We start from the raw sequence: 26,791 nt of genomic DNA on the forward strand, positions 1-26,791 counted from the left end.
CGCCATGGCGAGCAACAGCCACGCAAGCAGGGGCCGGTGGCGCCGAACTTGACTCACAGAACTCGCCACACAAACCGCCGCTCCCGATCTAGAGCCGCACATTGCCCCTGGGTCCGGCAATCGCCCAGATAATCAGGCCCAGCACCGGCAACAGGATGATCAGCAATATCCAGAGGATTTTCATTCCGTTTTCAGCGCCGCTTTTCAGCACATTGATGATCGCCCAGATATCCAGGGCCAGAATGATCAGGCCAACGAGGCCATTGAAGGTTGAACCCATGGTGTTGCTCCTGAATGAGGATTTACCTTCCTTAGGATAGCCGGCTGAGGACAGGGTTCCGTTATTTTGCCGCTCAGACGTGCAAGGCGATCCGCAGGGCTTCCAGGGACGGTGCAGCGGCGATGCCGACTCGCTCGCACAACGCCAGGACCCGTGGCAGGTCGTTGCCGTAGACCAGGACCGCCTGCAATTCGTCATCCAGCGGCTGGCTGAAGTTCATCAGGACATAGCCACCCATTTCCGGATTCATGCTGCCGAGCTGAATCTGAATCCGCTTCAGTGCCGTCAGCGCCTCGACCTTGGACAGTTGCCTGGGCTTGATATTGAACGAAACATCCTTGCCGAAGGAGTCGACGATCTGCGCGAACAACTCCATATAGGTGTCCGCCTGGAACAACACGGTTTCCGGCAGACTGCCGACCACCACCCATTCGCCCAGGGCAATCGGGAAGCTCTCGTCGTAATTGATATCCGGATTGGCCGCCAGAAATCCCGTTGCATCGGCATAAGCCTGGGCCGCTTCGTCGGCGATCTGCTGGATCTCGGTCTCGCCCATGCAGCCGGAGCTGATTTGACTGATGAGTTCGATAAGGGCGGCTTTCATGACGGGATCCTGCGACCTTGGGTTGTTCGGGGCCGCGAAGGATAGCGCAAATGCCGGCGCGGGTTCAAAACCCGCGCCGCGCCCCTCAGGCGTCGAGTCGTTGCAACTGGTTCACGGTGTCGGTCGCGCCCATGGTCCGCGCCGCCGCCAGGGCAGTGACACCGTTGGCGTCCCTGGCCTGAGGATCGGCACCCTGGCTGAGCAGGTACTCGACAATGCTGGTGCGGTTGAACATCGCAGCCATCATCAAGGCCGTGCGACCGTCCGCCGAAGCGCCCTCGACCTGAGCGCCGCTTTCGATCAACAGCTTGACCATCGGCAGGTCGCCCTTGAAGGCGGCTCCGGCAATCGGACTCTGGCCGTTGTCGTTGCGGATTTCCGGATCGGCCTGATGCTCGAGCAATACCCGCACGGCATCGATGTGCCCGTGATAACTGGCAAGCATCAACAGGGTATCGCCTTTGTGATTGCGCAAGTTCGCCGGTAGGCCTTTGCTCAGCAACGCCGCCAGCAATGGCGCATCACCTTTGCGTGCCACGTCGAATACCTGTTCGGCAAACTCGGCGGCTTCCTCTTCGGTCATTTGTCGGGCTTGATCGGACATGTTGGACTCCCTGTGGCTAAACGAGAACTAGAAAATCTAGGTCGTTAGTTTCCCGAGCAGAAGTTTCCTTGTCATGCCTTATTTTTCAAGCGTTTCCATAGTCACGATCAATAACGGGGCTTGTTAGCATGAATAGCCCCATCTATCCACTACCTGCCCCGCCGCGAAAAATAACCTCGCCTCGCGCAATACCGCCCATGAAGGTTTTGAAAAGCTTTGCATTCTGGGCAACCGTCAGTCTCGACGGCCAAAGGGCAAAATGCAGGATGCACGGTGGCTATTCTTGCAATTTGCACGACTGCTCGAAGTTAAAAAAATATAACAAATTGATTTATATATATTTTTTTAAAAAAGCATACTGGCACAATCACTGCACCTATCAGTCCATGCCTAGCCATTCATGAACTGATGGAGCTGATCGACATGAACCTCATCCAGGAAAAATTCTCCTCTGTGTTCTCCAACTACGAAGTGACCACCCAATCGCGTCCTGACGGCGGTGTGTTGCTGACCCTACGTGACAGCGATGGCAAGCAGGTCCGGCGTTCAATTTCCTACGCCCAGTTACATACCGCCGAACAACTGACCTGGGTGATCAGTGCAATTCGTCGTGACCTGGCTGGCGAGGCCAGCGAGTTGCCGTCGATTTCGCTGTTGCAGAGCCAGAACCGCTTTGCCCTGCCGACCTATTATTGAGTCAACGGCAGACCTTCGGCCACGGGTTGCAAGCAGGGGTGGAAGCCGCCGCTTCGCCTAGCCGCCCGTGGCCCACCACATCCCTGTACCCCGCGCTATAACCCCCTACACCAAGCCGCGGCTAACGGCTTCGCCGACCGCATGCGCGCGGTTGCTCACTCCGAGCTTGTGATAAATGTTGCGTAAGTGATGCTTCACCGTGGCTTGCGACACCTCGCGGATCACGCTGATTTCCCATACCGTCTTTCCCGCCCTCGCCCACCTGAGCACTTCCAGTTCCTTTTCGCTCAGGGCCTTGGCTTTGGCGAGACGGTTTCTCCTGGGCTTGCTCAAACCCGGCAGCAACACCACTTGGACAACATCCTGTTTAAGTGGCTCGCGCAAATCCACCATGTCGACCGCTCGGAGCCTGACCGTATGCCCGATAACGGCATCCAGCCTCTTGGGAATGCTCATGTCTGTTTCTCCCTGTGAATTTCAATAAATCGCACGACCGTCGCCAGGTTTTTCTGGCAACAAATGCGCAACTATCAAAAACAGAGAGTTACACAGAAGCAGCATTTAACAACCAACTGCACACACAAACAGGGATGCCCGACATTTCAATAGGCAACATCCTACAACTTAAAACATGCGACTCCGACTCAAGCTTTAATCGCTCCTGCCGGTCATCACATGTTTAATGTCGCTTGGATTCACTCGTCAAGACGCGGAAAGTGGCTAGCGATATCTTCGCCGGTGAAACTGGCCACTCGCCCCTCAGGCCGATCAAACAGACAAATAACTACGCAGCGCGGGTGCTCCCCCATGTCGAACCAGTGACGCGTGCCAGCCGGCAGCGAAACCAGATCATTGCGCTCGCACAGCACGGCATAGACATAGTCACCCATGTGCAGGCTGAGCAGGCCGCGACCGGCGACGAAGAAACGTATTTCGTTGGCCGCGTGATGTTGTTCGGCGAAGCCTGCCGCGCACCACTCGGCTTGCCGAGGATGGCCGTTGTCGAGGCTGATGACCTCGACAGTCGCGCCACCGTGCTCACTCATCAGTTGATCGATCTGCAACTGATAAGCGCCAATCACTTCCTCCCGACTGGCTCCGGCGCGAATCGGCGTCGCAGCGGGTCGGCGTTCGAAACGAACACCGTGTTCCGCCAGGGTCGAGGCAATGTCGTCGACGTGGGTCAAGACCTTGTTGGCAAGTTCCGGGGTGGCAACAGGGTAAACGGACAGACTGCTCATTAGGCTCTCTTTCCTTGGGTCGGGCTCAGGGCCGTTCCTCTTGCATGCGGGTGGCAATAATCATCGCGGCCGCCAGGGCCGCCAGGCTGGCAATACTGAATGTCAGGGTCGGCCCCAGGGCCTTCCAACTGTAGCCGGCGTACAAAGCACCTACGGCTCCGCCAATGCCGGACAAGGCCGCATATAAAGCCTGACCCTGTCCTTGCTGGCGCGCACCGAAGCTGCGTTGCACAAAATGGATGGCCGCAGCGTGAAAGCTGCCGAAAGTGGCGGCGTGCAACAGTTGGGCGAACAACAGCACCCACAGATGCTCGGCGAACGAGCCCAACAACAACCAGCGCAAGGCTGCCAGGAGAAAACTGGCCAACAGCACCTGGCGCACGGAGAAATGCACGAGGATCCGGCTCATGGCCAGGAACATCAGGACTTCCGCGACCACGCCCAAAGCCCAGAGCAGACCGATCAGGCCACGGCCATAGCCGAGATCCTCAAGGTGCAGGGTCAGGAAGGTGTAATAAGGACCGTAGCTCATCTGCATCAGCGCGACACAGCCATAGAAGGCCAGCACCCCAGAGCTGCGAAGTTGCTTGAGAAATCCCTCGCCCGCAGGACGGTTGGCCTGGCTCACCGGCTGGGCATTGGGCACCCAGACGCTGCTCAGGACGATACCGCTCATGATCACCACAATGACCACCGGATAGATATCCAGGCTCAGCCATTCGAACAGTCGCCCCAACGCCACCACGGTGAGGATGAAACCGATCGAGCCCCACAGGCGGATCTGGCTGTAACGCGCGGGCTGGCTCTGCAAGTGCGCCAGGGTGATGACTTCGAACTGCGGCAGCACCGCATGCCAGAAGAACGCGTGAAGGGCCATCACCAGCGCCAGCCAGGCGTAGCTTTTGTCAAAGAAAATCAGGGAAAACGCCAGCAGTGTGCAGACCGCGCCAAAACGCACGATCGCCAGGCGCTGGCCAGTGAAGTCACCCAGCCAGCCCCAGATATTCGGCGCCACGCAGCGCATCAGCATGGGAACGGCTACCAGTTCGCCAATCCGCGCCGGAGCAAAGCCCAGGTGGTGAAAGTACAGTGCCAGAAACGGTGCCGTCGCCCCTAGCAGGGCAAAGTAGAACAGATAGAAACCGGACAGCCGCCAGTAAGGGAGCGGTGCTGCGGACATTACAACTGGCCCAGTACCGGGGTGCTCACGCGCACATCCGCATTTTGCCCGCGATGACGCAACAGGTGATCCATCAGGACAATGGCCATCATCGCCTCGGCAATCGGCGTGGCACGGATGCCGACGCACGGGTCATGGCGTCCCTTGGTGATCACATCCACCGGATTGCCATGGATATCGATGGAGCGACCCGACGTGGTGATACTCGACGTCGGCTTGAGCGCCAAGTGCGCGACAATCGGCTGGCCGGAGGAAATGCCGCCAAGAATGCCGCCGGCGTTGTTGCTGAGAAAACCTTGCGGGGTCATTTCGTCGCGATGTTCCGTACCACGCTGGGCCACACAGGCGAACCCGGCGCCGATTTCCACGCCCTTGACCGCGTTGATGCTCATCAGCGCATGCGCAAGCTCGGCATCCAGGCGATCGAAGATCGGCTCGCCAAGGCCCGGCATCACGCCTTCGGCGACCACGGTGATTTTCGCGCCGACCGAATCCTGGTCGCGGCGCAACTGGTCCATATAAGCTTCCAACTCAGGCACCTTGTCCGGATCCGCGCTGAAAAAGGCGTTCCGCTCCACCGAGTCCCAGCTCTTGAACGGGATTTCGATAGGGCCTAGCTGGCTCATATAGCCGCGAATGACAATGCCCCGGCTCGCCAGGAATTTCTTCGCAATGGCACCGGCGGCAACGCGCATTGCAGTTTCCCGGGCCGAGCTGCGGCCACCACCCCGATAGTCGCGTTCACCGTATTTGTGGTGGTAGCTATAGTCGGCATGGGCGGGACGGAACAGGTCCTTGATCGCCGAGTAGTCCTTGGACTTCTGGTCGGTATTGCGGATCAACAGGCCGATGGGGCAACCGGTGGTGCGACCTTCGAAGACCCCCGAAAGAATCTCCACTTCATCGGCTTCCTGACGCTGGGTGGTGTGCCGACTAGTGCCGGGCTTGCGGCGGTCGAGGTCGCGTTGCAGGTCCTCTGGCGACAGCTCCAGGCCCGGCGGGCAGCCATCGACAATGGCGACCAACGCCGGGCCATGGCTTTCGCCAGCGGTGGTGACAGTGAACAGCTTGCCGTAGGTATTGCCGGACATGCAGGGGCTCCGCGAATCAGATCTAGAGATAACCGAGCGGCCCAGTATACGCAGGCTGTCCAAGTAGTTCATCCTCGAACCTTAGCGCCAGGCGCGAGTCCAACCGACACCTTGTTCATAATGGCGTGATGATGCTACGTATTTTGCTCCTTACCTTGACCTTGTTCAGCGGTTTCACCCAAGCGGGCGTGGTGCTGCAACGACCGATCAGCCTGAACATCGGTAGCGGCGAGCTGTTCGGCTCGCTGTTGCTGCCAAAATCGGCCACGCCGGTACCGGTGGTGCTGATCATAGCCGGCTCCGGCCCCACCGACCGGGACGGCAACAACCCCGACGGCGCACGCAACGACAGTCTCAAGCGCCTGGCCTGGCTGCTGGCCAGGCACAATATCGCCAGCCTGCGCTATGATAAGCGCGGCGTGGCGGCGAGCCTGTCTGCCGAACCCGATGAACGCCATCTGAGTGTCGAAGGCTATGTCGCCGATGCCGTCGCCTGGGGCGAGAAACTCAAGGCCGACCCGAGCCTGGGGCCGCTCATCCTCCTGGGCCACAGCGAAGGCGCGTTGATCGCCACCCTCGCCGCGCCGAAGCTGGATGCCGTCGGGGTCATTTCCCTATCCGGCAGCGGTCGTCCGGTCGATCAGGTGGTCCGCCAGCAACTGGCCCATCAACTGCCGCCGGCGTTGCTGCTGCGTAGCAACGAGCTGCTCGACAGCCTCAAGGCCGGGCGGCTGGACAACGATATCCCACCGCCACTGGAGCCGATCTTCCGTCCCAGCGTCCAGCCCTACCTGATCAGCCTGTTCCGCCAGGACCCGGCGGCGGCCTTCGGTCGGTTAAAAATGCCAGCACTGATTATCCAAGGACGTCATGACATCCAAGTGAGTGTCGCCGACGCAGAAAACCTGAAGAAGGCCAAACCCAATGCACGGCTGGTGCTGGTTGAGGGCATGAATCATGTCCTGCGCATTGTGTCCAACGACATCCCGTCTCAATTGGCTTCCTATAACGACCCGCAACAGCCTCTGGCGGCCGCACTGGAAGGACCGATCAGCACCTTTATCGACGGGCTCACTCCCCATTGAGACGATTTTTCACTCCAGTCCTGACAGAAACGGCCGATAAGGCCCTTGCCGGTATCGATAGTGTGACCGGCAAGCTGGACACGGACAGGATCTCACCGAATGACTGATACCCAAGCGTCACCCGAAAGCAACGCCGAAGCCGTGGAATCCGCGCCGGTTGATCTGCCGTGGGCAGATGTGCAACCCGAGCATTTCAAGATGTTGCGTCTGGCGCCGCTGGCTACTGACCGGGCTACTGGCGGGCGACCGCTGCGATTTGTCCAATTCGGCTATGCCGAGCGCAACCACAAGGAACGCAGCCTGCTGCGCATGAGTATCCAGTTACCGGCGCAACGGGTGCGCAAGGAACAGAATCAGTTGGACATGTGGGTCGATCACACCACCAAACGCGTGCATTTCAGGCCCGAGAGTGGTTTACAGGTGGAACCGTGGAATCGTGGGATCGGTCGTTTCCTGGTGGCGCAGGGCGCCATCTGGGCGCAAAAAAAATGGTCGCATTACCGGGTCGATGGCGCAGCCTTGCAGAACAAGGACGCGCTGAGCGAGGACACCCGTCTGCGCCGCGATCACTTCTTGCGAGTCCAGGGTTTCGACGTGGTCTACGCCGACCCCCTGCACCTCAAGGGCAGTTACAAGGACCTGCAGGTTGGCGAACTGCTGGCCCAGTGGAACACCGAGAAGCTGCAATTCGTGGAAATTCTCGAGGCAGCGCAGATGTTGCAAAATGCCGAACAAAACCTGATGGAACAGGAGGTCAAGCTGCGCCAACAGGAAGAGCGCGTCGGCAAGTTCAAACGCGAAGACAGCGGGCTGCGCTTCACCATCACCTGCCTGGTGGCCTTTGCGATGTTCCAGGCCGGGCTATTGATCTGGATGGCCACACACCGCTAACAGAGGTGGCGCTCCTGCGTCGACTCAGACCCTGGAGGCGAACAACGCTTGATGTTCACGGCACTGTGGCGCCGTCAGCATGAACACTCCGTGCCCACCACGCTCGAAGTCCAGCCAGGCAAAATCCACTTCCGGGTACAGGGCCTCGACGTGGACCTGACTATTGCCCACCTCGACGATCAGCAAGCCTTTCTCGGTCAAGTGATCCGCCGCTTCGGCGAGCATCCGCCGCACCAGGTTCAAGCCATCTTCGCCGCAGGCCAGGCCCAACTCCGGCTCATGCTGGTACTCGTCCGGCATGTCGGCGAAATCCTCGGCATCGACATAGGGCGGGTTGGATACGATCAGGTCGAAGCGCTGTCCCGGCAAGCCGTCGAAACCATCGCCCTGGACCGTGAACACTCGCTCATCGAGACCATGACGCTCGATATTCTGGTTCGCCACTTCCAGCGCCGGGAAGGACACGTCGGCCAACAGCACTTGCGCCTGCTCGAACGTGTAGGCGCAGGCAATGCCGATGCAACCAGAACCTGTACACAGGTCGAGGATTCGCGCCGGCTCCGCGCCGAGCCAGGGAGCGAAGCGGCTTTCGATCAGTTCGCCGATCGGCGAGCGCGGGATCAGCACGCGCTCATCGACGATGAACGACAACCCGCAGAACCAGGCCTCGCCCAGCAGGTAAGCGGTCGGCACCCGATCTTCGATACGACGCTTGAGCAGATGCTGCAGATAGGTCAGCTCGTCCTCCTCCAGGTGGCAGTCGAGGTAGCTGTCGGCGATTTCCCAGGGCAAGTGCAGCGCGCCCAGCACCAATTGACGTGCCTCGTCCCACGCGTTGTCGGTGCCGTGACCGAAAAACAGATCCGCGCCATGAAAACGGCTGACAGCCCAACGAATGTGGTCACGCAGGGTACGCAGGCGGGAAGTGATCACGGGTAGACTCCTGAAAAAACAACGGGCAATTCTAACAGCCAAATAGACATCGGGTAAAAACAAGGCAAAAAGATATCATGGAGCGGCTTTGCGACCTCCGCCGTCGCCCCTCGACACGGCTACAAGCCAATAATCACACCGCCTGTGCCGGTAGCGATTCACATAAGCGCTCAGCCAGAGGACAATGCGACAAAAGCCCCACTCAAAGGAGCCCCAGAATGTCCGTTCCAAAAACGATGTTTCAACTCAGCGGTCGTGGTTATGCCGCAGCTAATCTGAACCATGCCAGCCTGTTGATCATCGATGCCCAGAAAGAATACCTCAGCGGCCCGCTCGCGCTGTCCGGCATGCAGGCGGCCGTCGGCAACATCAAGCAGTTGGTCGCCGCCGCCCGTGCGGCGGGTCGGCCAATCGTGCATATCCGCCACCTGGGCACAGTCGGTGGGTTGTTCGACCCACAGGGCGAACGTGGCGAGTTCATCCCCGGCCTCGAACCCCAGGGCGACGAAACCCTGATCGGCAAGCTGCTGCCCAGCGCCTTTCATGGCACAGGTCTGGAGAAACACCTGCAAGACCTCGGGTCGCTGGACCTGATCGTCTGCGGCTTCATGAGCCACTCCAGTGTCAGCACCACCGTGCGCGCCGCCAAGAACCTTGGCTTTCGCTGCACTCTGGTGGAAGACGCCTGTGCCACCCGCGACCTCTCCTACAAGGGCCAGATCATCAGTGCCGAGCAGGTCCAACACACTGAAATGGCGATCATGGCCGACAACTTCGCCACCCTGGCCCTGACCAAGGACTTGATCTGAGTTCGGGCAGGATGGGCCGTCGTTACGACCGCCCATCTGTTACAGGCGCCTAACCACCCGTCATTTTCCGATTTCCCAACCGCATCAGGAACAAGCCGACCATCTCCCGGTCGAAGGGCCGATACTCATAGAGGAAATCGGAATGAAGATATCCGATGGTTTTGACGCTCGCCGCCTGCGCCCCAAATGCCAGAGCACCTGGCGCTCGCGTTTAGGCGCCGGTTTCGCGGCGCTGTTGGCAACCTTCGGGGTGTTGCTGACCATGGCCGGTGCCGCCAGCCTGCTGGGACATGCACCGGCCATGGGCGACCTGAACGCCACCACCAGCGGCTCGGCGGTGATCCTGGTGGTGGGGTTACTGGTGCTGTATGGCGGTGTCTGGCTCTGGCGGCGCAGCCGACGCCGGACACAGCGTAACCAGGCGCTAAACCTGGCCCCGCACCTGATGAAGAAACACGATTGATAAATCCTCTCCCGGGAATCGGCCTGTGACTTGCGCCCTATGACTTAGGTAAACTGGCGACTCCTGCGGAGATTGACATGCAAGACGATGATTTTTCCCTGTTCAAAAGCGAAATCCGTGGTGTAAAGCCGCTCAAGCACGATCGTGCCGATACCGGCAAACCCAGGTCCGACCGCGCACAACTGGCCAAGCTACGCCAGGCGGCGACCGTGCGCAGCGAATCCACGACGGTGGATGGCCTGTCCGATCAGTTCGTCATCGATGTCGGCCCTGAAGACGAGCTGCACTGGTCCCGCGACGGTGTGCAGGACAGCCAGATGCGCAAGCTCAAGGCCGCCCAGATTCCCTTCGAAGGCAGCCTCGACCTGCACGGCATGAGCGTGGAAAAGGCCCGGGAAACCCTCTGGGCATTTCTTGGCGAAGCGACCCGGTTCGAAATCCGTTGCGTGCGAGTCACCCATGGCAAGGCCGTGCGTCTGGACGGCAAGCGCCCCATGATCAAGAGCCACGTCAACACCTGGTTGCGCCAGCATGCCCAGGTGCTCGGCTTCACCTCCTGCCAGCCGAAACACGGCGGCGCGGGCGCGGTGTATGTGATGCTCAAGCGCACCATGATGGAAGGCCGCGACGAATAATTGGACTATCATGAGTTTGCAGGCGGCTGTCAGCCGCCGTATCCTTATTCCTTTGCGCAGACTCCCACAGGTAGCTTCATGTCCCTGGAACAAAACTATACGGCGATTCTCGGCCAACTCGGCGAGGACGTCTCCCGCGAGGGCCTGCTGGACACGCCCAAGCGCGCGGCCAAAGCCATGCAGTATCTTTGCCGCGGTTACGAACAGACCCTGGAAGAAGTCACCAACGGTGCCTTGTTCAGTTCCGACAACAGCGAAATGGTGCTGGTCAAGGACATCGAGCTCTACTCGCTGTGCGAACACCACTTGCTACCGTTCATCGGCAAGGCCCATGTTGCCTATATCCCGAGTGGCAAGGTATTGGGCCTGTCGAAGGTCGCACGGATCGTCGACATGTATGCCCGGCGCCTGCAGATCCAGGAAAACCTCAGCCGCCAGATCGCCGATGCGGTCCAGCAGGTGACCGGCGCCCTGGGCGTGGCCGTGGTGATCGAAGCCCAGCACATGTGCATGATGATGCGTGGCGTGGAAAAACAGAACTCGTCGATGATCACTTCGGTGATGCTCGGTGAATTCCGCGAAAACGCCGCGACCCGTAGCGAGTTCCTGGCGCTGATCAAATAAGATGTGGCGACCTGAAAAAAACCGGCGCCCATCGCCGGTTTTTTTCGAGCGGGAAAAATCAGGTAAGCTGCGTACCCTCTTCTTCACCGCCCGCGAGGCTATACCGTGTTCGTCAAAGCACTCCGAGTCGGCCTCGGCCAGCTCATCATCTTCATCGACTTCCTCACCCGACCACGCAAGCAGCAGCGCACCGCCGCCGCCCAGGCCAAGGTCGATGCCGCCGCCCGCGACCTGACCCTGTATCAGTTCCACGCCTGTCCGTTCTGCGTAAAGACCCGCCGTACCCTGCGCCGCCTGAACCTGCCGGTGGCGCTGCGTGACGCGAAGAACGACGAACACCATCGACAGACGCTGCTCGAACAAGGCGGCAAGATCAAAGTGCCATGCCTGCGTATCGAAGAAAATGGCCAGACCACCTGGATGTACGAATCCCAGACGATCATCGCTTACCTGAATCAGCGGTTTGCCGCTGCCTGATGTCGGCACCAGTCAATTCGGACAGTTGTTGGTTTCATCGCGGCACTCGGTGTAGCTCTTCAACTGCGCCGCGCGCTGGTTGGTCAGCTCAGTCTTGCATTGCAGATTGAGCATTGGCCACAGCGAGCCGCCATCCGCCGGCCGGCCATTCCGGTACAGGCAGTCGGCATCGCGAAAAGCCAGCCATTTGCGTTGGGCATCCCTGAGTGCGTCCTTGGAAGCCTGGGTCTTCAGGTAGTCCATCTGCGTCTTGTAGTACTTGTTCAAATCGTCATCGACTTTCTTGAACTCCTTGCCCACACACTCATTCATCGACGCCTGGTTGGCAGCGCAATCCTCGGCTGTCTGCGCACCGGCGACCTGGCTCAACAAACCGAAAGCCAAAAAAGCTACGACTGGATATTTCATGGACGACACCCCCTTCAAGTGGATAGGAAACCAAGCTTTCGCTAGGACTTTGATGTTCGCAAAGGTGCCTGCGCCGGAAAAGACAAACCGCCCCTGAGGCCGCTTTAAGTATTTCCAGATTTGCCGGTCAACCCGACTAACAGAACTCGCCACACAGGCCACTAGCTTCCTTTGTAGGTCGAATAACTGTAAGGCGAGATCAACAGAGGGACGTGATAGTGGTCCTGTTCTGCGCTGATGCCAAAGCGCAGCACCACCACGTCGAGAAAGGCCGGCTCCGGTAGCGTCACGCCACAGGCCCGATAGTAGTCGCCAGCATGAAACTGCAACTGATAGACCCCGCAACGGTAGTCGCTCCCCTGCAGCAACGGCGCATCGCAGCGCCCGTCGTCGTTGGTTCGGGCACTGGCCACCCGTTTCAGTTGCGTGCCTTCGACCCGATACAGTTCGACCTTGATCGAACGGCCGGGGCAACCCTGTGCGGCATCCAAAACATGCGTAGTCAAACGTCCCATTGCTTCTGCGTGCCCGCCTGCCCTGCTGGCAGACCGGGCTTCGCGCCTCCCGGAATCAGTGGATAAAGGCGTGCCGCACGGCCGGGAAAGCTCTAAGAGGGCGGCGACGAAATGATTAAGACACCTTCAATAAAAATTGTACACAATAAATTTCGCACTTTATGGCGCATGTTCCGAACGTTGCTAACATTGACAGAAAGACCGTGGACTAAGGGTTTTTCGTTTATTAGTTGATCGATCAAGCCCATTTCTATCAAGCGACCAAACAGGTTTTTTTGGTAGACATGAAAAAACGTGGCTGACAAGGTGATCACAGAGTTGTATACAATAAAGCTTTCACTGTGACACCACGCAACCGTTACCACGGACAAGAAGGAAGACGGCAGTGAGCCCTGACTATCCACGCGACCTGATCGGTTACGGCGATAAGCCTCCTCACCCCCATTGGCCGGGAAATGCCCGTATCGCCTTATCTTTCGTGCTCAACTACGAAGAGGGCGGCGAGCGCAATATCCTGCACGGCGACAAGGAATCCGAATGTTTTCTCTCGGAGATGGTCGCGGCGCAGCCGCTGCAAGGCGAACGCAACATGAGCATGGAATCGCTCTATGAGTATGGCAGTCGCGCCGGCGTCTGGCGGATTCTCAAATTGTTCAGATCCTTCGACATCCCATTGACCATCTTTGCCGTGGCCATGGCCGCCCAGCGCCACCCAGACGTTATTCGCGCCATGGTCGAGGCCGGCCACGAAATCTGCAGCCACGGCTACCGCTGGATCGACTACCAGTACATCGACGAGGTGCAAGAGCGTGAGCATATGCTCGACGCCATCCGCATCCTCAGCGAAGTCAGCGGAGAGCGGCCGCTGGGCTGGTACACCGGTCGTACCGGGCCGAACACCCGCAGGCTGGTGATGGAGGAAGGCGGCTTCCTCTACGACTCGGACACCTACGACGATGACCTGCCCTACTGGGAACCGGACAACCCAACCGGTAAACCGCACCTGGTGATCCCGTACACACTGGACACCAACGACATGCGCTTCACCCAGGTACAGGGTTTCAACCAGGGCAACGATTTCTACCAGTACCTCAAGGACGCTTTCGATGTGCTCTACGCCGAAGGCGCCGAGGCGCCGAAAATGCTTTCCATCGGCCTGCACTGCCGGCTGACCGGGCGCCCGGCGCGCCTGGCCGCGCTGCAGCGTTTCATCGAATATGTGAAGGGCTTCGATCGGGTCTGGTTCAGTCGCCGGGTCGATATCGCCCGTCACTGGCATGCCACCCACCCGTACCAGGCGCCAATGAAATGAGTACTTTCCGGACCCTAAAGCCATCGACCCTGAGCCGCACGGCGTTTGTCGAAGCCTTTGCCGATATTTATGAACATTCGCCATGGGTCGCCGAACAGGCCTTCGACTTGGGCCAGGACAGCGGTATCGACCAGATCGACACTCTGCACCAGCGCATGAGCGACATCCTGTTAAACGCCGATCATGCCAGCCAGTTGGCATTGATCAACGCCCACCCGGACCTGGCGGGTAAAGCCGCCGTCCAGGGCCAACTCAGCGCGGCCAGCGCCCATGAGCAAGCCGGTGCCGGTATCCAGCACTGCACGGCCGAAGAATTCCAGCGTTTCACCGAGCTGAACCAGGCCTATAAGGCCAAATTCAAGTTCCCCTTCATCATGGCGGTAACAGGCAGTAATCGGCAGCAGATTCTCGCCGCGTTCGAAACACGTCTCCACAACCCGCAGGACACGGAGTTCAACTGCGCGCTGGCGCAGATCAACAAGATTGCCCTGTTTCGGTTACTGGCTCTATAGGGACCTTGGCCCGAAAGTGCGCAGGGGCCTGTGGTATTCCCAGCCACCTATTCTTCAAAGGCAGACATGAACAATGAAAACTTATGCCGTACCTTTCGAGAAATTCCTCAACCTGGCCGATGCCCGCCTGGGCACCCAAATCGTTTCCGTCACCGATGACTGGTTCGCCGACGCCAACCGCCTGTTCCAGCCGACCCCGGCGGTATGGAAAGAGGGTGTGTTCGATGACAACGGCAAGTGGATGGACGGCTGGGAATCGCGTCGCAAGCGCTTCGAAGGCCACGACAGCGCGGTGATCCGCCTGGGCGTGCCCGGCTCGATCAAGGGCGTGGATATCGACACCTCATTCTTCACCGGCAACTACCCGCCATCGGCCTCGCTGGAAGCCTGCTTCCTGAGCCACGGCGAACCCGATGAAAACACCCAGTGGGTCGAAGTGCTCGGTGCCGTCGAATTGCAAGGCAACAGCCACCACTATCACGCTATCAGCCACGATCAGGCCTTCAGCCATCTGCGCTTCAACATCTATCCGGACGGTGGCGTGGCTCGCCTGCGAGTCCACGGTATCCCCTATCGCGACTGGTCGGCCACAGACGACCACGAACAGATCGACCTGGCCGCCGCCCTCAACGGGGGACGCGCGCTGGCCTGCTCCGACGAACATTTCGGACGCATGAACAATATCCTCAATCCAGGCCGTGGCATCAACATGGGCGACGGCTGGGAAACCGCTCGTCGTCGTACCCCGGGCAATGACTGGGTAATCGTCGCCCTGGGTCATCCGGGCGAGATCGAGAAGATCATCGTCGACACCTTACACTTCAAAGGCAACTACCCCGACAGCTGCTCGATTCAGGCGGCCTTCGTCAAGGGCGGCACCGACAGCCAGATCGAGACCCAGAGCCTGTTCTGGCGCGAACTGCTGCCAAGCCAGAAGCTGGAAATGCACGCCGAACACAGCTTTGTCGAGCAGATCAAGGCCCTGGGACCGATCACCCATATCCGCCTGAACGTGTTCCCCGATGGCGGCGTGAGCCGTCTGCGGGTATTCGGTAAAGTCGCCAAATAAGCGCAGCGCCCTGCAGCGAGGGAGCTTGCTCCTCGCCACCACAGCAGAACAAATCACACCGCATTCGAATAAGAAGACAGCCATGCGCACACTGACGATCGAATCCCTGACCAAAGAAGCCTTCGCTCCTTTCGGTGACGTGATCGAAACCGACGGCAGCGATCACTTCCTGATCAACAACGGTTCGACCCAGCGCTTTCATCGTCTGGCCACGGTCGACACGGCAATCCCTGGCGACAAGGCGATCATCAGCATTTTCCGCGCAGACGCACTCGACATGCCACTGACCCTACGCATGCTTGAACGCCATCCGCTGGGCAGCCAGGCGTTTATTCCGCTGCTCGGCAACGCCTTTTTGATCGTGGTCGCACCCCTTGGCGATACACCAGTATCAAGTCTGGTCCGCGCCTTCGTCAGCAATGGCAGGCAGGGCATCAATTACCATCGCGGGGTCTGGCACCACCCGGTATTGGCAATCGCAAAGCGCGACGACTTCCTGGTGGTTGATCGCAGTGGCAGTGGCAACAACTGTGATGAGCATTTCTTCAAAGAGGATCAATACCTGATCCTTCCTTCACTCATAAGAGAAGGCTTGATCACTCCCGAAAAAGAGTGACGAGCAAGAGGTACGAGCCGTGGAAGCACATTTGATGGAATGGCTGAATCTGAGCGTGCGCTGGGTTCACATGATCACCGGCGTCGCCTGGATCGGTGCGTCATTCTATTTCGTCTGGCTGGAGAACCACCTCAATCGGGTCAACCCCAGGGACGGTCTGGCCGGCGACCTCTGGGCCATCCACGGCGGCGGCATCTACCACCTGGAAAAATACCGGTTGGCCCCGCCGACCATGCCGGACAACCTGCACTGGTTCAAATGGGAAGCCTATTTCACCTGGATGTCCGGGATCGCGTTGCTCTGTGTGGTGTTCTACTCCAACCCCCTACTCTATCTCGTGGCCCCGGGTAGCGGCCTGAGTGGTCCGGCCGGCGTCGCCATCGGCATCGGCGCGCTGATCGTCGGCTGGTTCGTCTACGACTGCCTCTGCGACTCGGCCTTGGGCAAGCGTCCGGCCCTGCTTGGCTTCATCCTGTTTGTCCTGCTGATCGCCTCGGCTTACGGTTTCAGCAAGGTGTTCAGCGGACGTGGGGCCTACCTGCACGTTGGCGCAATCATCGGCACCCTCATGGTCGGCAACGTCTTTGCCATTATCATGCCGGCGCAACGCGCCCTGGTGGCGGCGATCGCCGAGAACCGTGCGCCCGACCCGACATTGCCGGCCAAAGGCCTGTTGCGCTCACGACACAACAACTATTTCACCTTGCCGGTGCTGTTCATCATGATCAGCAACCATTTCCCAAGCACCTACGGCAGCCAGTACAACTGGCTGATTCTGGCCGGGATCGCGCTGTTGGCGGTGTTGGTGCGGCATCACTTCAACTGCCGTCACGACAGCCATAAGTTTGCCTGGACCTTGCCGGTCGCGGCGCTGGGCATGATCTGCCTGGCCTATGTCACCGCACCCGCATCGAGCCCGAGCGCACCGCCAGCGGCCAGGGCGGCGGCGAAGATCGACTACCAGCCGTTGCCGGAAACCGCCCTGGACGGTGGGCTCAAGCCGGCGCCAACCATTGAGCCGGCCACGCCCGCAGTGCCGACATCGGCGAACAACGCCTCCGGCGATATTGCTTTCGACAAGGTCCACAGCGTGATCCAAGAACGTTGCGCGGTGTGCCATTCGGCCAAGCCCAGCAGCCCGTTGTTCAGCACCGCCCCGGCTGGCGTGATGCTCGACACCGCACAACAGATCCAGCAATTGGCTCCTCGGATCCAAGCCCAGGCCGTCACGAGCCAGATCATGCCCCTGGGCAATATCACCCAGATGACCCAGCAGGAACGTGAGCTGATTGGCGCCTGGATCAACCAGGGAGCGCGTACCCACTGAGCCGGAGCAGGTGGCGAGCTTTTTGTGCTCGACTGCCCGACGCCCCCCCCATCGGCGCTACCCGGACAAGCTGATAATCAGCCGCGAGCCATGCGCCAGAGCTTGCCGGTCAGCGAAACCAGCGCCATAACCAGCGCTCCGGCGACAATCCCCACCACCGCATTGAGCAGCGTCGGCACCACCGCCGCAAAGCCGCCGGTAGCCGTGGCCACACCTTCGATCCAGTGATGCAACGCCGGCACGCCATGGGTGAGAATCCCCCCACCGACCAGGAACATCGCCGCCGTGCCGATCACCGACAAACTCTTCATCAAGTACGGCGCGGCACTCAGCACGCCACGCCCGAAACGGCGTTGCAAACCGGCCCAAGCGCCGTCACCGGCCCGACGACTCAGGTACAGGCCGCCGTCGTCGAGCTTGACGATACCGCCCACCAGGCCATACACCCCGACCGTCATCACCAGGGCAATGCCCGACAAAACCACCACCTGTTGTAACAACGGTGCATCGGCCACCGTGCCCAGGGTAATGGCGATGACCTCCGCCGAGAGAATGAAGTCGGTACGCACCGCCCCCTTGATCTTGTCCCGCTCGAATGCCACCAGGTCGCTCGCCGGATCGCTCATCGCCTGTACCCATTGGGCATGCCCGGCCTGGTCCTCGGCCTGGCTGTGGAGGAGTTTATGCGCGAGCTTTTCAAAGCCTTCGAAACACAGGTAGGCGCCGCCCAACATCAACAGCGGCGTCACCAGCCAGGGCACCAGCGCGCTGATCGCCAGTGCCGCCGGAACCAGGATCAGCTTGTTGCGAAACGACCCCTTGGCCACCGCCCAGACCACCGGCAGCTCACGCTCGGCGCGCACCCCGGAGACCTGCTGGGCGTTGAGGGCCAGGTCGTCGCCCAGAACACCGGCGGTTTTCTTGGCCGCCAGCTTGGTCATCAGTGCGACGTCATCCAGGACCGCCGCGATATCGTCGATCAAGACCAGTAAACTGCTTCCTGCCATGGTGCATTCCTCAGGAAAGTTGCGTTGCACAGTGTGCCGCCGGGCGTCCCGCAGGGCAATCTTGAGACTCGCGCAAGCCCGGTGCTACCATGCCCGACCGCCCGCACAGGCAAGGAACATCGCGCTTTATGAGCACCATCCGCGAACGCAACAAAGAACTGATTCTGCGCGCAGCCAGTGAAGAGTTCGCCGACAAGGGTTTCGCTGCCACCAAAACCAGCGACATCGCGGCCAGGGCCGGCCTGCCCAAGCCCAATGTCTATTACTACTTCAAGTCCAAGAACAACCTCTACCGAGAGGTACTGGAAAGCATTATCGAGCCGATCCTGCAGGCGTCAACGCCGTTCAACCCCGAAGGCGTGCCCAACGAAGTGCTGGCCGGTTATATCCGCTCGAAAATCCGCATCTCCCGTGACCTGCCGGCGGCCTCCAAGGTTTTCGCCAGCGAAATCATGCACGGCGCGCCGCACCTGAGCGGCGAGCAAGTGGAACAGCTCAATGCCCAGGCCCGACACAATATCGAGTGCATCCGGAGCTGGATCGACCAGGGACAGATCGCCGCCATCGACCCTCATCACCTGATGTTCACCATCTGGGCCGCGACCCAGACCTATGCCGACTTCGATTGGCAGATCTCCGCGATCACCGGCAAGGCCAAGCTCGACGACAGCGATTATGAAGCGGCGGCGCAGACCATCGTGCGACTGGTGCTCAAGGGCTGCGAGCCCGACCGGTAAACCGCCCCTCCCCGGCATTCGCCACGGGCCACCGCCTCCTGGCTCGAACTGCAGCGCGGACGTTGCCCCAGCCCGGCTTGCGCATTGATCGCTATTGCCCCACGCTGCCCACATTTACCGTTTGGGCAGCACCTCATGAACAGCAACAACGACTGGCGCCAACGGCTCTATGTCATGGTTTTCCAAACCGATACCGTCGCCGGCAGACGTTTCGACAAGATCCTCCTGCTGATCATCCTCGCCAGCCTGGTGGTGGTGATCCTCGACAGTATCGAGAGCGTCCATCAGAACTTCGCCGACGCCCTGGCGTACATCGAGTGGGGTTTCACGTTGATCTTCGCGATCGAATACCTGGCGCGCCTCTATTGCTCGCCACGCCCCTTGCGCTACGCTTTCAGCTTCTACGGACTGGTGGACCTGCTGGCGATAGTCCCCGGCATCCTGGCGATTTACTACAGCGATGCGCAGTACCTCCTGATCATCCGCATTATCCGTATGCTACGGATCTTCCGGGTACTTAAGCTCGGCCCGTACCTGAAACAGGCCCATTACCTGCTCGCGGCCCTGCGCGGCAGCAAACAGAAGATCCTGGTGTTCCTGCTCGGTGTCTGCACCCTGGTGACCGTATTCGGCACCCTGATGTACGTGATCGAAGGCCCGGAGCATGGCTTCACCAGCATTCCGAAAAGCATCTATTGGGCTATCGTCACCCTGACCACGGTGGGCTACGGCGACATAGTGCCCAAGACCACGCTCGGCCAGGTGATCTCGGCCCTGGTGATGATCACTGGCTACTCGATCATCGCCGTACCCACCGGAATTTTCACCGCCGAACTGGCCAGTACCTTGCGCGGTGAACAACTCCAACACGATTGCCCGGTATGCAAGAAGAACAGCCACGAACCCGAAGCCTCTTTCTGCTCCCGGTGTGGCAATGCACTTTTTCGGAAATTGGAATAAGCACAGTACTTTTTAATCTTTAAGCGACTATGCCACCGCCGTTATAGTCGCTGGCAAATTGCCTTTCTCTACTCGAACAAGGAATGCGCGGTGAAAACACTTTTTGGCGCCTCACTCCTGGCCGTTGGCCTGGCATTCGCCAGCGTGGTCCAGGCCGCTCCGACTCTGCTGAACGTGTCTTATGACGTCATGCGCGACTTTTACAAGGACTATAACGCCGCCTTCCAGAAACACTGGCAGGCCGAGCACCACGAAAACATCACTGTGCAGATGTCCTTCGGTGGCTCCAGCAAACAAGCGCGTTCGGTTATCGACGGCCTGCCGGCGGACGTGATTACGATGAACATGGCCACTGACATCAATGCGCTGGTGGACAATGGCAAGCTGGTGCCGGAGAACTGGGCCAGCCGCCTGCCGAACAACAGCGCGCCCTTCACCTCGGCGACCGTGTTTATCGTGCGCAAGGGCAACCCCAAGGCTCTGAAGGACTGGCCGGATCTGCTCAAGGACGGCGTGCAAGTTATCGTGCCGAACCCGAAGACCTCGGGTAATGGCCGCTACACCTACTTGTCGGCCTGGGGTTATGTGCTGAAGAACGGTGGTGATGAAAACCAGGCCAAGGACTTTGTCGCCAGGCTGTTCAAACAGGCACCGGTGCTCGATACCGGTGGCCGCGCCGCCACCACGACCTTCATGACCAACCAGATCGGCGACGTGCTGGTAACCTTCGAGAACGAAGCGGAAATGATTGCCCGAGAGTTCGGTCGCGACCAGTTCGAAGTGATCTACCCAAGCGTCTCTGCCGAGGCCGAGCCACCAGTGAGCGTGGTCGACAAGATGGTCGACAAGAAAGGCAGCCGCATAGCGGCAGAAGAATACCTGAAGTACTTATGGTCGCCAGAAGGCCAGGAAATCGCCGCCAACAACTACCTGCGCCCGCGTGATCCGGCGGTGCAGGCCAAGTTCACCGATCGGTTCCCGAAAGTCGACTTCCTCTCGGTGGAGAAGACCTTCGGCGACTGGCGAGCGGTGCAGAAGATCCACTTCAACGACGGCGGTGTGTTCGACCAGATCTACACCGGCCGATAACCCTCAAGCTTCGCGGGCAAGCCTGTCACGAAATCCCAGCTCAACAACGCGGGAGCAGGCTTGCCTGGGGCGGCATTCCAACCCGGACAATCCCATCTACATCGGCGGTTTGATCCCGTTCTCCCCCGCCGAAATCCCCACCGCTGTCAGCTTGCCGTCCGCGCCCTGCTGAGCGAACAACACCACCTTCACGCCTGGCTTGAGCAGGCTGCGATCTCCCGGCACCAGGTTGACGATCGGCACGCCCTCGGGCACCACCACCTTTTTCTCGCCGCCCTTGTAGTTTACGGTCAGGGTCCGACCCTCGGCGACTTTCAACTCACCCACGCGGCCATTGGTCATGGTGCTGCCCTGCGCCAGGTCGAACGGTCGATGACCATCTCCCGTACCGGCCATCTCCGGCGGGAAGACATGCACCTCCATCGATGTCAGCGTGCCATCCGGACCGGGCATCGCTGCCGTGCCGATATAACTGCCGGGCTTGATATCCGTGATTTTCGCCAGGGTCACGCCGCGCACCTGAGTGTCCTCGGTCAGGCCGACCGTGACATCCTCGTTGGCGAGGGTATGCACTTTCAGTGCATCCGCCTCGACCGCGGTGATCTCACCGCGTACCGCGACCCTCTGGGCCGGGGCATCGGCGGCCCGCGCCACACCGACAGACATCAATACCGCGCAGCTCAGCGCCGAAGCCCACGCACTACGGCGGGCCGATTTACCGAAAATCGATTTCATGGGAATTCAGGTTCCTTGAGTAGAGATATCGATGGATGCAAACTCACCAAGACTGTTATAGCGCTAATCAGCGGGCTCGAGGATGAAATATCAGTATCTCGCTAGTCCTGAAATAGATTTACACCTGCTTCACGACAACGTCCGATGCACGACATCTGGCATTTTGTATCTCAAAGACTGACGCGGACGCTCACGATTGTAGATCGATATCAGGCCGTGCCAGTGCCTGGGACATTAAAACGCCAATTGACGAGATGTTCAGCGAGCGCAAAAAAAAATGGCGACCCATCGAGGTCGCCGTTTTCACTTACTGCCCAAACTGTTTGCTCAGCCCTGGTGGCACACCGTGAATATCGGTCTCCTCCCACGGCCCATTGGGGCTGATGGCGCGACTCCAGCCGTTGTTCCAGCGATAGTAGGTGCGCTGGCGATAGAAGGTGTTGGGCTGGCTGTCGAGCACATAGACGCCCATTTGCCCGTCCCAATGACTGCCACCACCCGGTGGCGGGGCGAAGGTCGCGGAGGTGCTCGGACGCGGCTTGGCCGGCGGGATCGGTTTCCCCGGCGTGGCCGGCGGGTAGGGTTGAGTACTCGGGCCGGAAGGCGGGATGGTCGGGCCGGAGGGCGGCGGCTGATGAACCGCACAAGCGCTCAACCCCAGGACCAGCGTTAACAGGGAGAGGCGAGCGATGGCGGTCATGGCGGATTCTCTATTTGTCCGGGCTGTCGATGGTCAGGTTCTGTTGCGCGGCGGTGCTGCTGGCCAACGGCTGGCTGCGCCCGATCCACTCGCCTGCCGTCGGCTGGCCGGCGCGGGAAACCCGTGCAACCAGTTGGACTTCAGGAAAGTTGGACAGTTTCAATTGCGGCATCATCGCGTCCACATCCCCCAACTCGACCGTGGCCGGCAGATCGGCTACCGTCAGCCGTTTGGCCGCCAGCGGCGCCGGTGGCCCCTGGGTGGCACGGGCAAAGATAAAGACGCTGTCGCTCGGTCGCACCTTGGCTTTCAGGTCGGCGGCCAGCTCGACCCGAACCTTGAGCACGGCGGTTTGGGCAACCGCCGCTTTGTCGACCTTGCCACCAGATTGCAGCAACTTCTCGCTGGCGCGGTCGATACCGCCCTGCATGGCGGCGCGGGATGGGTCCTGCGCCGGCAACTGGGCCAACAGGCGTGTCCAGTAGTCGATGGCTTCCTGGTAACGCTGACCTTCGAAGGCGGCGATGCCAAGCAGACCCAGGCTGGTGGCCTCGTTCGGATCGGCCTTGAGGGCTTCATCGGTCAGTGCCTGTACGGACGGCGACCACTGCTTACCCTCGGCGAAGTACCGCGCCTGGGCCCACTGCCCGAGCAGTTCCGGCTGACGGCCAGCCAACTGGACCGTGCGTTCGAAGAGCTTTGCCGCCTCTGCCGCACGCTCCTGGGCCATATAGGCACGCCCAAGGAAATACAGGCTTTCGGCGGAATCCGGCTGAGCTGCCACCGCCCGTTCGAGGCGCGAAGTCATCTCAGCCATGGACTGCGGTGCCTGGGCGAATTCACGGGCCAATTCGACCTTGTCGCTGGCGCCATAATGCAGGTACAACCCTAACCCAAGCACCGGCACCAACACCGCCGCCAGCAACGGAAGCGGCTTGCCCAGCCGCGATACCCGCGCCGGAGCCACGCCCTCGGTATCGGCCAGCAATTCGCGAACGGCTTCGGCATGGCCACTGTCCATCTGCTGCGCCGTCAGCACACCTTCTGCCTGCTGAGCCTGCAGCTCAGTCACGCGCTCCTGGTAAAGCGCCACGTTCAGCGCGGTTCGATCCTCTTCCCGCTGGGCGCGGCGATCACGCAGTATCGGGATCAGCAGAAAACTCAGGGCGATCAGTAACAACAGACCTGTAGCAAGCCAGAAATCAATCATTCGTGGTTTTTATCCAGCAAGTGGTCGAGGCGCTCACGCTCCTCGGCGGAAAGCGTATCCGGGGCTTCGTTGCGCCGGGCGCGGCGGCGGCGGACGATCACCGCAATCACGACCAGGCCACCCAGCAACAACCCTGCGGGGCCGAACCAGAGCAACGCGGTCTTGCCCGTCAGGGCCGGCTTATAACGAACGAAATCGCCATAACGATCGACCATGAAGTCGATGATCTGTTGATTGTCCTTGCCCTCGCCGAGCATGCGAAAAATCTCCCGGCGCAGGTCGGCGGCAATCGGAGCGTTGGAGTCGGCGATGTCCTGGTTCTGGCACTTGGGGCAGCGCAGTTCCTTGGTCAGATCACGGAAACGCTCACGTTCAGCCTCATTAGCGAACTCATAGGTATCAATAGCAGCATGGGCGATGCCGGTCAGGGTCAGGCCCAGGGCAACGGCGGCTAACCAACGCTTCATGGCCGGGCCTCGTCCGCCAGCGACCGGTAGACCGCCGCCAGTTGCTCGCGCCAGACCACTTCGTCGATCACCCCGACATACTTGTAGCGAATCACGCCCTTGGCATCGATAAAGAAGGTTTCCGGCGCGCCATACACGCCCAGGTCCAGACCCAGACTGCCTTGTTCGTCACGGATATCCAGTTGGTAGGGGTTGTGGAAATCCTTCAGCCACTTCAGCGCCTCGGCGTTGTCATCCTTGTAGTTCACCCCATAGATCTGTACGCCCTGCTGGGCGAGCTGGTTCAGTACCGGGTGCTCGACCCGGCAGGAAATGCACCAAGTTCCCCAGATGTTGACCAGCGCCGGCTTGCCGTGCAGGTCGAGCTGGGTCAGGGTCTTGTCGCCCTGCACATTGGGCAGGGAAAACGCCGGGAACGGCTTGCCAATCATGGCCGAGGGCAACTCGGCCGGATCCAGGAACAACCCCCGATACAGAAACACCGCCATCACCAGAAACAGCGCCAGCGGCAATATCATGACCCAACGCTTCATGCAGTCACTCCACTCATGCCCAGTGCTTCACGTACACGGCTCTTGACCTTGACCCGATAACGCCGATCCAACGCCGCCAGCAAACCGCCAAAACCGGTCAGCAGGCCGCCGAACCAGATCCAGCGAACGAACGGTTTGACATGCACTCGTACCGCCCAGGCACCATCGCCCAACGGCTCGCCGAGAGCGACATAGAGGTCACGGGTGAAGCCAGCGTCGATCCCGGCTTCGGTCATCATCGATTGCTGGACGGTATAGAGACGTTTCTCCGGATGCAACACGGCAATTTCCTTGCCGTTGTCGATCACCCGGATGGTGCCTTTGTCCGAAGTGAAGTTCGGTCCTTCGAAGTGCTTGGCCCCTTCGAAGACGAAGTGATAACCGGCCAATTCCATGGACTCACCCGGCGCCAGGCGCAAATCGCGTTCGGCGCTCTCCTGGCTCGCCAGCACCAGGCCCAAGGCACAGACCGCGATTCCCAAGTGCGCCAGCTGCATGCCCCAGTAACTGCGAGTCAGGCCCGGCAAGCCCTTGATCAGGCCTTTGTGGCGAGTTTTGTCGAGGATGTCGCGGACACCGGCCAGTACCACCCAAGCCGCCAGTAGGAAGGTCGCCAGCACTGCCCAGTTGAAGTCGCCATAGACCACACCCGCGACGATGGCCAAGGCCACGCTACCCAGCAACACCGGGGTCAGCATGCCCAGCAGCCATTTCACCGGGGTGTCCTTCCAGCGCACCAGTACGCCGACCGCCATCACCACCATCAACAGCGCCATCAGCGGAATAAACAATGCATTGAAGTACGGCGGGCCGACCGACAGCTTGGCACCAGTCAAGGCATCGAGCACCAACGGATACAAGGTACCCAGCAGGATCATCGAGGCTGCCACCACCAGCACCAGATTGTTACCCAGCAGCAGGGTTTCGCGGGACCACAGATTGAAGCCCACATGGCTTTTTACCACTGGCGCCCGCAGGGCGAACAGCGTCAGCGAACCACCCACCACGAACAGCAGGAAAATCAGGATGAACACGCCGCGCGCCGGGTCGGAAGCGAATGCATGCACCGAGGTCAGTACACCCGAACGCACCAGGAAGGTACCCAGTAGGCTGAGGGAGAATGCAGCGATGGCGAGCAGCACGGTCCAGCTCTTGAACACTCCGCGCTTTTCCGTGACTGCCAGGGAATGGATCAGCGCCGTGCCCACCAGCCAGGGCATGAACGAAGCGTTCTCCACCGGGTCCCAAAACCAAAAGCCACCCCAGCCGAGCTCATAGTAAGCCCACCAGGAACCAAGGGTGATACCGATGCCGAGGAATGCCCAGGCAACGATGGTCCAGGGCCGCGACCAGCGCGCCCAGGCGGCGTCGAGCCGACCACCGAGCAGCGCGGCGATGGCGAAAGCGAAGGCCACCGAGAAACCGACATAACCCATGTAGAGCATCGGCGGATGGACGATCAGACCAATGTCCTGCAGCAACGGGTTGAGATCACGCCCGTCCGCCGGAATCTGCGGCAGAATGCGCGAGAACGGGTTGGAAGTAAGGATCAGAAACAGCAGAAAACCGGTACTGATCATGCCCATCACCGCCAGTACGCGGGCCAGCATCACTTGCGGCAATTGCCGGGAGAACACTGACACGGCGAAGGTCCAGCCGCCGAGGATCAGCGCCCAGAGCAGCAGCGATCCTTCGTGGGCGCCCCACACGGCACTGAACTTGAAGTACCAGGGCAAGGCGCTGTTGGAATTGTTGGCCACATAGCTGACGGAAAAGTCATCGGTCATGAATGCATAGACCAAGATGCCGAAAGCAAAGACGAGAAAGGCGAACTGTCCCCAGGCCGCGGGCTGTGCGAGGCTCATCCATAGGCGATCCCCCCGCCAGGCACCCAGCAGGGGGATGATGGCCTGCACCAGGGCAAAGCACAACGCGAGGATCATGGCCAGGTGGCCCAGCTCTGGTATCAGCAGCTCCGAAT

General features: G+C 60.0%; 32 protein-coding genes and 1 pseudogene. 16 read left to right on the forward strand and 17 right to left on the reverse strand.

The genetic code is table 11. The annotated features are described in order from the left end of the window. Positions 1-88: 88 nt before the first annotated feature. The 3 genes from BMX68_RS10120 to BMX68_RS10130 form a co-directional block, all read right to left on the reverse strand. Positions 89-280, reverse strand: coding sequence for a PLDc N-terminal domain-containing protein (locus BMX68_RS10120; RefSeq protein WP_074862110.1), 192 nt, complete (start codon positions 278-280; stop codon positions 89-91). Between the two features lie 73 nt (positions 281-353). Next, positions 354-884 (reverse strand): hypothetical protein, encoded by a 531-nt coding sequence (locus tag BMX68_RS10125; RefSeq protein ID WP_017131532.1) that lies wholly within the window; start codon positions 882-884, stop codon positions 354-356. Between the two features lie 85 nt (positions 885-969). Then, positions 970-1,488 carry an ankyrin repeat domain-containing protein gene (locus BMX68_RS10130; protein ID WP_017131533.1) on the reverse strand — a complete coding sequence of 173 codons (519 nt, stop codon included), beginning with the start codon at positions 1,486-1,488 and terminating at the stop codon, positions 970-972. Positions 1,489-1,911: 423 nt separating this feature from the next. On the opposite strand from BMX68_RS10130, the gene BMX68_RS10135 reads away from it, so the two are divergent. Further along, on the forward strand, positions 1,912-2,184 hold the full coding sequence (locus BMX68_RS10135) for a DUF3509 domain-containing protein (protein WP_026013123.1): 273 nt from the start codon (positions 1,912-1,914) through the stop codon (positions 2,182-2,184). Between the two features lie 105 nt (positions 2,185-2,289). Here BMX68_RS10135 and BMX68_RS26645 read toward each other — a convergent pair. From BMX68_RS26645 to aroC, 4 genes and pseudogenes are all read right to left on the reverse strand, one after another. Next, positions 2,290-2,469: pseudogene (locus BMX68_RS26645) on the reverse strand (helix-turn-helix domain-containing protein); the annotation flags it as partial. Between the two features lie 410 nt (positions 2,470-2,879). Continuing rightward, entirely contained in the window at positions 2,880-3,425 is a 546-nt protein-coding gene (locus tag BMX68_RS10145) for a 1,2-dihydroxy-3-keto-5-methylthiopentene dioxygenase (RefSeq protein ID WP_017131536.1), read from the reverse strand. Between the two features lie 25 nt (positions 3,426-3,450). Next, positions 3,451-4,605, reverse strand: a complete 1,155-nt coding sequence (locus BMX68_RS10150; protein ID WP_017131537.1) for an MFS transporter — start codon at positions 4,603-4,605, stop codon at positions 3,451-3,453. Then, entirely contained in the window at positions 4,605-5,696 is a 1,092-nt protein-coding gene (aroC, locus tag BMX68_RS10155; RefSeq protein WP_017131538.1) for a chorismate synthase, read from the reverse strand. Before aroC ends, BMX68_RS10150 begins: the two co-directional genes overlap by 1 nt. Before the next feature lie 128 nt (positions 5,697-5,824). On the opposite strand from aroC, the gene BMX68_RS10160 reads away from it, so the two are divergent. Continuing rightward, on the forward strand, positions 5,825-6,781 hold the full coding sequence (locus BMX68_RS10160) for an alpha/beta hydrolase (protein WP_026013125.1): 957 nt from the start codon (positions 5,825-5,827) through the stop codon (positions 6,779-6,781). 99 nt (positions 6,782-6,880) lie between these two features. Further along, the gene (locus BMX68_RS10165; protein WP_017131540.1) at positions 6,881-7,672 is read left to right on the forward strand and encodes a hypothetical protein; all 792 of its coding nucleotides are present in this window, start codon (positions 6,881-6,883) and stop codon (positions 7,670-7,672) included. 24 nt (positions 7,673-7,696) lie between these two features. Here the strand turns inward: BMX68_RS10165 and prmB are convergent, their stop codons facing one another. Continuing rightward, the gene (gene prmB / locus BMX68_RS10170) at positions 7,697-8,605 is read right to left on the reverse strand and encodes a 50S ribosomal protein L3 N(5)-glutamine methyltransferase (RefSeq protein ID WP_017131541.1); all 909 of its coding nucleotides are present in this window, start codon (positions 8,603-8,605) and stop codon (positions 7,697-7,699) included. A 218-nt stretch (positions 8,606-8,823) separates the two neighbouring features. Between prmB and BMX68_RS10175 the strand changes: the two genes are divergently transcribed. The 5 genes from BMX68_RS10175 (at position 8,824) to BMX68_RS10195 (ending at position 11,613) form a co-directional block, all read left to right on the forward strand. Further along, on the forward strand, positions 8,824-9,414 hold the full coding sequence (locus BMX68_RS10175) for a cysteine hydrolase family protein (RefSeq protein WP_026013126.1): 591 nt from the start codon (positions 8,824-8,826) through the stop codon (positions 9,412-9,414). 142 nt (positions 9,415-9,556) lie between these two features. After that, positions 9,557-9,877 (forward strand): hypothetical protein, encoded by a 321-nt coding sequence (locus BMX68_RS10180; RefSeq protein ID WP_017131543.1) that lies wholly within the window; start codon positions 9,557-9,559, stop codon positions 9,875-9,877. A gap of 77 nt (positions 9,878-9,954) precedes the next feature. Continuing rightward, the gene (locus tag BMX68_RS10185; protein ID WP_017131544.1) at positions 9,955-10,512 is read left to right on the forward strand and encodes a Smr/MutS family protein; all 558 of its coding nucleotides are present in this window, start codon (positions 9,955-9,957) and stop codon (positions 10,510-10,512) included. Between the two features lie 78 nt (positions 10,513-10,590). Further along, positions 10,591-11,136 carry a GTP cyclohydrolase I FolE gene (folE, locus tag BMX68_RS10190; protein WP_017131545.1) on the forward strand — a complete coding sequence of 182 codons (546 nt, stop codon included), beginning with the start codon at positions 10,591-10,593 and terminating at the stop codon, positions 11,134-11,136. A 105-nt stretch (positions 11,137-11,241) separates the two neighbouring features. Continuing rightward, positions 11,242-11,613, forward strand: a complete 372-nt coding sequence (locus tag BMX68_RS10195) for a glutathione S-transferase N-terminal domain-containing protein (protein ID WP_017131546.1) — start codon at positions 11,242-11,244, stop codon at positions 11,611-11,613. Positions 11,614-11,625: 12 nt separating this feature from the next. Here the strand turns inward: BMX68_RS10195 and BMX68_RS10200 are convergent, their stop codons facing one another. Continuing rightward, positions 11,626-12,021: a lysozyme inhibitor LprI family protein gene (locus tag BMX68_RS10200; RefSeq protein WP_017131547.1), complete on the reverse strand. Its 396-nt coding sequence runs from the start codon at positions 12,019-12,021 to the stop codon at positions 11,626-11,628. A 161-nt stretch (positions 12,022-12,182) separates the two neighbouring features. Continuing rightward, the gene (gene uraH, locus BMX68_RS10205; RefSeq protein ID WP_017131549.1) at positions 12,183-12,536 is read right to left on the reverse strand and encodes a hydroxyisourate hydrolase; all 354 of its coding nucleotides are present in this window, start codon (positions 12,534-12,536) and stop codon (positions 12,183-12,185) included. Positions 12,537-12,921: 385 nt separating this feature from the next. Here uraH and puuE point away from each other — a divergent pair, with 385 nt between their 5' ends. The 5 genes from puuE (at position 12,922) to BMX68_RS10230 (ending at position 17,372) form a co-directional block, all read left to right on the forward strand. Next, the gene (gene puuE, locus BMX68_RS10210; RefSeq protein WP_017131550.1) at positions 12,922-13,848 is read left to right on the forward strand and encodes an allantoinase PuuE; all 927 of its coding nucleotides are present in this window, start codon (positions 12,922-12,924) and stop codon (positions 13,846-13,848) included. After that, a complete protein-coding gene (uraD, locus tag BMX68_RS10215) occupies positions 13,845-14,360 on the forward strand; it encodes a 2-oxo-4-hydroxy-4-carboxy-5-ureidoimidazoline decarboxylase (RefSeq protein WP_017131551.1) in 516 nt (171 codons plus the stop codon). Before puuE ends, uraD begins: the two co-directional genes overlap by 4 nt. 73 nt (positions 14,361-14,433) lie before the next feature. Beyond that, positions 14,434-15,429 carry an allantoicase gene (alc, locus tag BMX68_RS10220; RefSeq protein WP_017131552.1) on the forward strand — a complete coding sequence of 332 codons (996 nt, stop codon included), beginning with the start codon at positions 14,434-14,436 and terminating at the stop codon, positions 15,427-15,429. Between the two features lie 82 nt (positions 15,430-15,511). Beyond that, entirely contained in the window at positions 15,512-16,045 is a 534-nt protein-coding gene (locus tag BMX68_RS10225) for an ureidoglycolate lyase (protein ID WP_017131553.1), read from the forward strand. Positions 16,046-16,064: 19 nt separating this feature from the next. After that, the gene (locus tag BMX68_RS10230) at positions 16,065-17,372 is read left to right on the forward strand and encodes a urate hydroxylase PuuD (RefSeq protein WP_026013127.1); all 1,308 of its coding nucleotides are present in this window, start codon (positions 16,065-16,067) and stop codon (positions 17,370-17,372) included. A 77-nt stretch (positions 17,373-17,449) separates the two neighbouring features. Here BMX68_RS10230 and BMX68_RS10235 read toward each other — a convergent pair whose 3' ends face one another. After that, positions 17,450-18,379 carry a DUF808 domain-containing protein gene (locus BMX68_RS10235; RefSeq protein ID WP_017131555.1) on the reverse strand — a complete coding sequence of 310 codons (930 nt, stop codon included), beginning with the start codon at positions 18,377-18,379 and terminating at the stop codon, positions 17,450-17,452. Positions 18,380-18,507: 128 nt separating this feature from the next. Here BMX68_RS10235 and BMX68_RS10240 point away from each other — a divergent pair, with 128 nt between their 5' ends. The 3 genes from BMX68_RS10240 to BMX68_RS10250 all read left to right on the forward strand — a co-directional run bounded on the left by BMX68_RS10240 (position 18,508) and on the right by BMX68_RS10250 (position 21,165). Next, entirely contained in the window at positions 18,508-19,116 is a 609-nt protein-coding gene (locus BMX68_RS10240) for a TetR/AcrR family transcriptional regulator (protein ID WP_017131556.1), read from the forward strand. Positions 19,117-19,251: 135 nt separating this feature from the next. Further along, positions 19,252-20,076 carry an ion transporter gene (locus tag BMX68_RS10245; RefSeq protein ID WP_017131557.1) on the forward strand — a complete coding sequence of 275 codons (825 nt, stop codon included), beginning with the start codon at positions 19,252-19,254 and terminating at the stop codon, positions 20,074-20,076. A 90-nt stretch (positions 20,077-20,166) separates the two neighbouring features. Continuing rightward, on the forward strand, positions 20,167-21,165 hold the full coding sequence (locus BMX68_RS10250) for a sulfate ABC transporter substrate-binding protein (protein ID WP_017131558.1): 999 nt from the start codon (positions 20,167-20,169) through the stop codon (positions 21,163-21,165). A gap of 96 nt (positions 21,166-21,261) precedes the next feature. On the opposite strand, the gene BMX68_RS10255 is transcribed toward BMX68_RS10250, so the two are convergent. The 6 genes from BMX68_RS10255 to BMX68_RS10280 all read right to left on the reverse strand — a co-directional run bounded on the left by BMX68_RS10255 (position 21,262) and on the right by BMX68_RS10280 (position 26,780). After that, complete coding sequence (locus BMX68_RS10255) at positions 21,262-21,900, reverse strand: hypothetical protein (RefSeq protein ID WP_017131559.1); 639 nt, start codon at positions 21,898-21,900, stop codon at positions 21,262-21,264. Between the two features lie 307 nt (positions 21,901-22,207). Continuing rightward, positions 22,208-22,600, reverse strand: a complete 393-nt coding sequence (locus tag BMX68_RS10260) for a hypothetical protein (protein WP_017131560.1) — start codon at positions 22,598-22,600, stop codon at positions 22,208-22,210. Between the two features lie 10 nt (positions 22,601-22,610). After that, entirely contained in the window at positions 22,611-23,810 is a 1,200-nt protein-coding gene (gene ccmI / locus BMX68_RS10265) for a c-type cytochrome biogenesis protein CcmI (RefSeq protein WP_060782578.1), read from the reverse strand. After that, positions 23,807-24,277 carry a cytochrome c-type biogenesis protein gene (locus BMX68_RS10270; protein WP_017131562.1) on the reverse strand — a complete coding sequence of 157 codons (471 nt, stop codon included), beginning with the start codon at positions 24,275-24,277 and terminating at the stop codon, positions 23,807-23,809. The genes ccmI and BMX68_RS10270 overlap by 4 nt, the downstream gene beginning before the upstream one ends. After that, positions 24,274-24,810, reverse strand: coding sequence for a DsbE family thiol:disulfide interchange protein (locus tag BMX68_RS10275; RefSeq protein ID WP_017131563.1), 537 nt, complete (start codon positions 24,808-24,810; stop codon positions 24,274-24,276). Before BMX68_RS10275 ends, BMX68_RS10270 begins: the two co-directional genes overlap by 4 nt. Further along, positions 24,807-26,780, reverse strand: a complete 1,974-nt coding sequence (locus tag BMX68_RS10280) for a heme lyase CcmF/NrfE family subunit (protein WP_167375452.1) — start codon at positions 26,778-26,780, stop codon at positions 24,807-24,809. The genes BMX68_RS10275 and BMX68_RS10280 overlap by 4 nt, the downstream gene beginning before the upstream one ends. Between the last annotated feature and the right edge of the window lie 11 nt (positions 26,781-26,791).

Origin of the sequence: Pseudomonas agarici (assembly GCF_900109755.1) — a bacterium.
Taxonomy (GTDB): domain Bacteria; phylum Pseudomonadota; class Gammaproteobacteria; order Pseudomonadales; family Pseudomonadaceae; genus Aquipseudomonas; species Aquipseudomonas agarici.